The sequence below is a fragment of the Halalkalicoccus subterraneus genome (assembly GCF_003697815.1).
GTDB classification, from domain to species: Archaea; Halobacteriota; Halobacteria; order Halobacteriales; family Halalkalicoccaceae; genus Halalkalicoccus; species Halalkalicoccus subterraneus.
In genome coordinates this window covers 58,971-65,305 of sequence record NZ_RDQG01000009.1, presented here as the reverse complement: position 1 = coordinate 65,305, position 6,335 = coordinate 58,971, and the positions used below count along the sequence as shown (strand labels likewise).

At 66.7% G+C, this 6,335-nt stretch carries 7 protein-coding genes; 2 read left to right on the top strand and 5 right to left on the bottom strand.

All coding sequences use genetic code 11. From position 1 onward, the window contains the following. Window positions 1-981: DEAD/DEAH box helicase (locus tag EAO80_RS02855; RefSeq protein WP_122088427.1), on the bottom strand; the 981-nt coding region annotated here is incomplete at its 3' end. Window positions 982-1,236: 255 nt separating this feature from the next. Here EAO80_RS02855 and EAO80_RS02850 point away from each other — a divergent pair. Continuing rightward, window positions 1,237-1,635 (top strand): hypothetical protein, encoded by a 399-nt coding sequence (locus EAO80_RS02850; protein ID WP_211330618.1) that lies wholly within the window; start codon window positions 1,237-1,239, stop codon window positions 1,633-1,635. An 8-nt stretch (window positions 1,636-1,643) separates the two neighbouring features. Here EAO80_RS02850 and EAO80_RS02845 read toward each other — a convergent pair whose 3' ends face one another. From EAO80_RS02845 to EAO80_RS02835, 3 genes are read right to left on the bottom strand one after another with little or no spacing between them, the layout of a single operon-like run. Beyond that, the gene (locus EAO80_RS02845; protein WP_122088425.1) at window positions 1,644-2,414 is read right to left on the bottom strand and encodes a metallophosphoesterase; all 771 of its coding nucleotides are present in this window, start codon (window positions 2,412-2,414) and stop codon (window positions 1,644-1,646) included. Beyond that, window positions 2,414-3,925, bottom strand: coding sequence for a hypothetical protein (locus EAO80_RS02840; RefSeq protein WP_122088424.1), 1,512 nt, complete (start codon window positions 3,923-3,925; stop codon window positions 2,414-2,416). Before EAO80_RS02840 ends, EAO80_RS02845 begins: the two co-directional genes overlap by 1 nt. Next, entirely contained in the window at window positions 3,922-5,187 is a 1,266-nt protein-coding gene (locus EAO80_RS02835; RefSeq protein WP_122088423.1) for a Single-stranded DNA binding protein, read from the bottom strand. The genes EAO80_RS02840 and EAO80_RS02835 overlap by 4 nt, the downstream gene beginning before the upstream one ends. An 80-nt stretch (window positions 5,188-5,267) precedes the next feature. Between EAO80_RS02835 and EAO80_RS02830 the strand changes: the two genes are divergently transcribed. Next, window positions 5,268-5,924: a 2,5-diamino-6-(ribosylamino)-4(3H)-pyrimidinone 5'-phosphate reductase gene (locus EAO80_RS02830; RefSeq protein WP_122088422.1), complete on the top strand. Its 657-nt coding sequence runs from the start codon at window positions 5,268-5,270 to the stop codon at window positions 5,922-5,924. Between the two features lie 39 nt (window positions 5,925-5,963). Here the strand turns inward: EAO80_RS02830 and EAO80_RS02825 are convergent, their stop codons facing one another. Then, window positions 5,964-6,203: a hypothetical protein gene (locus tag EAO80_RS02825; protein ID WP_122088421.1), complete on the bottom strand. Its 240-nt coding sequence runs from the start codon at window positions 6,201-6,203 to the stop codon at window positions 5,964-5,966. Window positions 6,204-6,335 lie beyond the last annotated feature (132 nt).

The following is a 6,335-nucleotide window of genomic DNA, read 5'->3' as shown; positions in this document are numbered from 1 at the left end:
CTCCATCGAGGAGGTACAGAGGAGGCCGTCGAGATCGCCCGCCTTGAACGCGTCCTCGACCTCGATCCGGGCCTCCTTCGAGAGCGAGCCGTGATGCACCCCGATGTTCGCCTCCAGAACGTTGAAGCGCGATCCGAGCGCCTCGGCCGTCTGGCGGGTGTTGACGAAAATGAGAGTGGATTCATTCTCCTCGACGATCTCTCGAATCGCTCGGACGTGGCTCGCCATCTCGGGTTCGGTGACGAGTTCGCTCGCGAGCCCCTCGTCGCCGGGCTTGATCTCGGGGGTCAGAACCCGAAGATCGAGGCGGCTGCCCGCGTCGACCTCGCGGATCGCACAGGGTCGGCCCCCGGTGAGGAAATCGGCGACCTCCTCGGGGTCGCCGACGGTCGCCGAGAGTCCCACCCGTTGAAAATCGCCCGCGAGCTCGACGAGGCGTTCGAGCCCGATCGCCATCTGCGCGCCGCGCTTCGAAGCGGCCAGCTCGTGAACCTCGTCGATCACGACGTGTTCGAGGTCCGAGAGCCCCTTCCTAAGCTTCGAGCCGGTCAGCATCGCCTGCACCGTTTCGGGGGTCGTCACGAGCACGTCCGGCGGGTCGTTGGCCTGCTTCTGGCGCTGGTAATCCGAGGTGTCGCCGTGGCGCACCGCGACCTCGATTCCCAACCGGTCGCCCCACCAGTCGAGGCGTTCGCGCATGTCGCGGTTCAGCGCCCGAAGCGGCGTGATGTAGAGCGCGGAGATCCCGAATCGGTCCTCGGCCTGCGAGATCGAATCGAACACCGGCAGCATCGCCGTCTCGGTCTTGCCGGTACCGGTGGGCGCGATCACCAGGGCGTTCTCGCCGGCAGCCAGCGGCTCGATCGCCTCGCGCTGGGGGGCGGTTGGCGTCGAGAACCCCCGTTCGGAGAGCGCCGCTCGGACCTCGCTGCCGAGGTGTGTGAAGGCCGCAGAACCCGACGCGGACCGCTGTTCGCTCATCGGGCTCAGTAGGGATTCGAGCAACCTAAGGGCACTGCCTGTCGGAATCTATGCGCTGAGCGGGCGGGCGGTATTCCGGTACGTTCGGTAGATCCCGCCAGTCCACTCGGCTGCTGGTTCGGACTCGGTGTACACGACGCCGCTCAGTCTGCCGACGCCGTCGTAAACGCGGATTTATCGATAGCGTTCGGAACCGCGGGATAACAACGTCGAATAGAATAGTGCAAACACACACACACATATACACCATCAACTATGGTAGATCATCAATCACGTGGTCGCTGTACCTACGAGGACGTTCTCGAATTCGTATTCATTGTTTCTCATTTCGTCCTCGCAGTCACAATGCTGGCTAGCAGTTTCATGTGGCTCACTGATATTCTCACCGGATGGCAACTGCCAGTCAGATTCCTTGGAGTAATCGTTGCGGCAGTTCTGATCGGCGGACTGTTTCTCCGCATCTATCGAACTGACGAACGATTTACCACACCGTTGACCCTCGTTACCGCTGGTTGCTACCTCCTTTCGCCGGTGGTTGTGGCGTTCATCGCATCTCTGAGCGATCTCGATACGGGTTTCACGATCGCACAGTTACTCGTCGTCGTCGGGCTGATCGTAGAACTGATCGTCGTATTTCGTATCAAATATTCGTAACTAGCTGTTCAGATCTCATGATAGAGGCCGAGACGCGTCCCGTCGAGCAGGTAGGCCTCCCCCCCGTCGAGCCCCTCGGGCAGAAACGGGCAGAGGAACTCCCCGCGGACGTTGACCCAGGTTCCCCCCATCAGTTCGTTGAACGCCGGGAAGACGACGAGATCGGTGTCGCTCCACGCCTCGATCCGGTCGGCGAAGGGCTCGCGGGAGAGCGAGCCCCGCAGCCACACCCGTTCGGTTCGGCTCCCGCCGACCTCGTCGGTCAGCCTGACCTGTGGGTGTTCGTGGCCGACACAGATCACTCGCGCGCCGAGCACTTCCGGCGCCGGCCAGCTATGGCCGTGACAGAAGCCCACGTTTCCGAGTCGACAGCCCCCGTCGGGCGTCACCGTCACCTCCGGCACGGACCCGGGCGTCCGGGGCGAGCGGGCGTTCTCGACGATCGACTCGATGTCGCCGTCGTGGTTGCCCTTGACGATCGTTACGGGAACAGCGAGGGATTCGAGGAGGACCTCGATCTCGCCACGTTCGGCCCCGCCGGGTCCGCCGATCGAGTGCATGAAATCGCCGAGGATCACGAGTCGCCCCGCGCTCGTCGTATCCAGCAAGCGCCGGACGTGTTCGCGACGCTGTTCGGCACGGCTCGCGACCTCGACGCCGTTCTCGTAGCGAAGCGCGACCTCGATCCCGGCGTGAAAATCCGCGAGCACGAGCGCGCGCTCGCCGTCGATATCGGCGAGCGCGGCCGGCTCGCCGGGGATCGGCTCGACGAGCGCCATCAGATGGATTTCAACACGCCGTCCTGGGGCTCGTAGCACCGTCCGCTCAACAGCGCGCTCTCGATGGCGTCGTCGACCGCCTCGGGATCGGCGCCGGTTTCGCTCGTGACCCGCTCGATCACTTCCTCCCGATCCGCACCGTCGCCGTCGGCCAGCTCCGACATGACGGCCATCGCGCGGTCCTCGAGGTCGACGTCTTCGTCCGGGGCGTTCGGGGTGTCCGCCCCGTCCGAGTCCTCGACTTCGCCCGGGTCGCCACCGGTCTGCTCCGGTGCCGCCGTCGCTTCCTCGCCCTCGGAGGCGGATTCGGTTTCCGCCTCCGAGGGCGCGTCCGACTCGTCGATCCCGTCGGGTTCGGGTGCGTCGATGTCGGCCTCGCCGGGTTCCTCGACCTCGTTGCCCGAGGAGAAGTCCATGTCGAACTCGGCCTCGACCTCCGCGCGCTCCTCGGGGTCGAACTCGTACATCTCCCCGCCGGTCCCGCCGGTCGATTCGGGTCCCTCGGAAGGAGTGGAATCGGCGTCGGACGGCGTTTCCGTTTCCGTCCCTGCTCCCGCCTCCGGCGTCGAATCGCTCTCGACCCCGAAATCACCGAGTTCGTCCGACTCCTCGTCATCGGTCGTGGCCGTCGCGCTCGTCGCGTCCTCGTCCGAGGCGGATACGGGCTCGTCCGTCGTCGGCCCGTCCGCCGACGTCTCGGACGCGGTCTCGGCGGTCGACGGAGCCGTCGATTCGCCTTCGGAACTCGCGGTCCCCTCGGCGGTCGTCTCGCCGGCGGGCTCCGCGACCGCGTCGACGTCGAATCCCGTCCGCAGGGCCGTGAGGTCCACCGACCCGCCGTCGTCCTCGCCGGGCGCGATGGCGGGTGCGGTCACCTCCTCGACCTCGCCGGCGACGAGCCTCGCGGCCTCGAGTGCGGTCTCCCGAAGCGCCGCGAGGTAGGCCGGCGTCGTTCCGTACTCCTCGCGGGCCAGCGCGATCCCGCTCTCGGCGTCGATGGAGTCTTCCTCTTCGAGTGTGGCGGCGAACGCGTCGATCCGCCCCAGCGTGTGCTCGGCAGCCCCCACCGTCCACCGGTCGCGGGTTTCGGCGTCGACCTCCGCGATGCTTTCGGGGCGCACCGAGGTGTAGACGCGATCCGAATCCTCGGGCCGGAAGGTGTTCGCCTTCCCCGTCACCGCGACGAACGCGGGCGGGTCGGCCCGTTCGAGGAAGGCCAGCGCGTCGGGCTGGTACTGCCCAGCATAGACGACGAACGCGCCGGTGGGGTCGACCACCCGCGCCCGGACGACCTCCTCGTTGACCCGCTCGATCTCGGTGAGCACGCCCACGACGAACAGCCGGTTGACCCGCGCGCCCGTCGGCGTGATCACGTACTTCGGGGCGCGCTCCTCGTCGCTGTCGGCGTATTCGAGCGAGGCGTCGTCGAACTCGCAGGCAAAGAGGCGATGGGCGACCTCCCGGACCCCGGGCCCGGAGTCACCGCCCGATTCGCTACCGTTCGAACTCATTGACCCACCTCCGCGAGCAGCGCCGCCGCGCGCTCGGCCGGCGGCTCGTCGACCTCATGGAACTCGCTTGCGTTGAGGTTCGCGCCGTACTCGTCGACGCTCAGCGACCCTCTCACCGAATACTCACGTCCCACGAGCCGTTCGCGGATCGAATCCGCGACGACCTCCTGATCCATCGCGTCGCGGGCCTGCTCGCGCGCGTCGTCGATGTCCCCGCCGTAGATCTCGCGGGTCAGGTCGGTCCCCAGGATCGCGGTCACGGTACCGGTCCCGTCGTCGAGAATTCCCTTCACCCGGAGGTCGTCCTCGCCGTCGACCTGGCCGTGGCTGCGACACTGACCCTTCTGGACCATTCGACCGCACTCGGGACAGCGCTGGATCAGCCCCGAACCGTCGCGGACCGCGACGATCGTCCCCACCAACTCGACGTCGAACGCCCCGCCGCTTTCGACCGCCTCGCCGATGGGCCGTCGAGGCGCCGAGTCGCTCACCGAGATCTCGTGCCCGAGCGCCGAAACGGTCGTGAACTCCGAGCAGTTCACGGAGGGTGCACCCCGGAACTCGCGGATGTAGACGTTCTCGAAGCGTAGATCCGCACCCTCGCGGATCTCCTCGCGGGGCTCCCAGTCGGTGAAGGGAAGCCGGGCACTCTCGTCGCCGAGTACGCCCGAGAGGATCTCGGTCTCGCCGTCCCGCCCGTCGATGGTTCGGGTCTCGACCTCCAGCACGCGGGCCTCGACGGTCAGTCCCCGGCCGCCGGGTTCGACGCTTTCGAGGTCCCGTTCGCCGCCGATCTCGTGGGGTACCTCTACGGGTTCGTCCTCGAAGGCGAGCGACGTCGACTCGCCCAGGTTGAGTTCGGGCTGGCCGTCCCACTCCCGAACGCCGGCGTTGCCGGCGGTGATCGTATCGCCCGGCGAGAGGCCGAACTCCTCCCAGGCGGTGTAATCGATCGTCCCACTCGAATCGGCCAGCACCCCCTCGGTGATGGTCTGCTCGTTGCCCTGATAGCGGATCGACCGCTTGCCGGCGGTCAGCACCCGCGCGGTGACGGTGACGTTCGAGTCACCGGTGGTGATCTCGCCGATCGCCTTCGATTCGGGTTCGCTTCCCCCGCCGCCGCCATACTTCCGGCGGAGGCTCTGGACGGCCTCGTCCATCGGCACGCTGTAGGAGACGAGGTTTTCGAGATCCTGCTTGACCTCCTCTTTGTCGATACCGAGGTCGGAGGCGAGCGCCTCGGCACGTTCGTCTACGCTCATCACCCTCCCTTGAGCGTCCCCGGGTATAAACGGTCGCCCGCGGGCCGAAAGTGGTTTTCGCCCGCCCGCGTAGACCCGGTATGCACGTCCTCGTCAACGCCGCGACCAGCGCCGACGGAAAGCTCTCCAGCCGGCGGCGCGAACAGATCGCGATCAGCGGTCCCGACGACTTCGATCGGGTCGATTCCCTGAGAGCCGAGTCCGACGCCGTGATGGTCGGGATCGGCACCGTACTGGCCGATGATCCCCACCTCACGGTCGATGCGTCCAGCAGCGCCGCCCGCACCGAGCGCGGCGAACCGCCCCAGCCGGCCCGCGTGGTCGCCGACTCGCGGGCGCGCACACCACCCGACGCCCGAATCGCCGACGACGCCGCGAGGACCTATCTGCTCGCCAGCGAGAGTGCCCCTACTGAACGAGTCGAGCGCCTCGAGGCGCGGGGCGTTCGGATCATCGTCGCGGGCGACGAACGGGTCGCACTCGAACCGGCGTTCGATCAACTGGCTGCCGAGGGGATCGAACGAGTGATGGTCGAAGGTGGGGGCGAACTCATCTCCTCGCTGTTCGAGGCCGGACTGGTCGACGAACTATCGGTTTTCGTCGGACCGACGATCATCGGCGGTCGCAACGCGCCGACGCTGGCCGACGGCGAGGGCTTCGTCGAGGGATTTCCGGCGCTCTCGCTCGAGTCCGTCGAACGGCTCGATGACGGCGTTGTGCTCCGCTGGCGGGTCTGAACTGACGCGGACGGAGACGCCGAAGAGTTCCTAAGGGAGCTATCCGGTCAGATATCGGTACTCGATCATCGCCTTGTCGCGAAGGAGGAAGTACGCGAACGTGAGCGCGACGACCCCGATCGCCGCCATCCACCCCGCCAGCAACAGATCTCCGCCGGTCACGGTGAGGTAGCTTCGGTACTCGACGAGGGCGCTTACGGCCGTGAGGCCGGCGGTGAGAACGCCGTAGAGGGCAAATAATAGCGTATGGATCGCCAGTTCGAGGAACTCCTCCTGCATGCCGAGTACTCCGGCGATAGCTCGTTATAGCCTTTCCGGTCCGCATCCCAGCAGTCGTCCGACCGCCCGTCGACGGAACCGGTACGTTTCTCGACCGGCGAGCGCCGCACAACCGCATCGCTGTGCGATCTC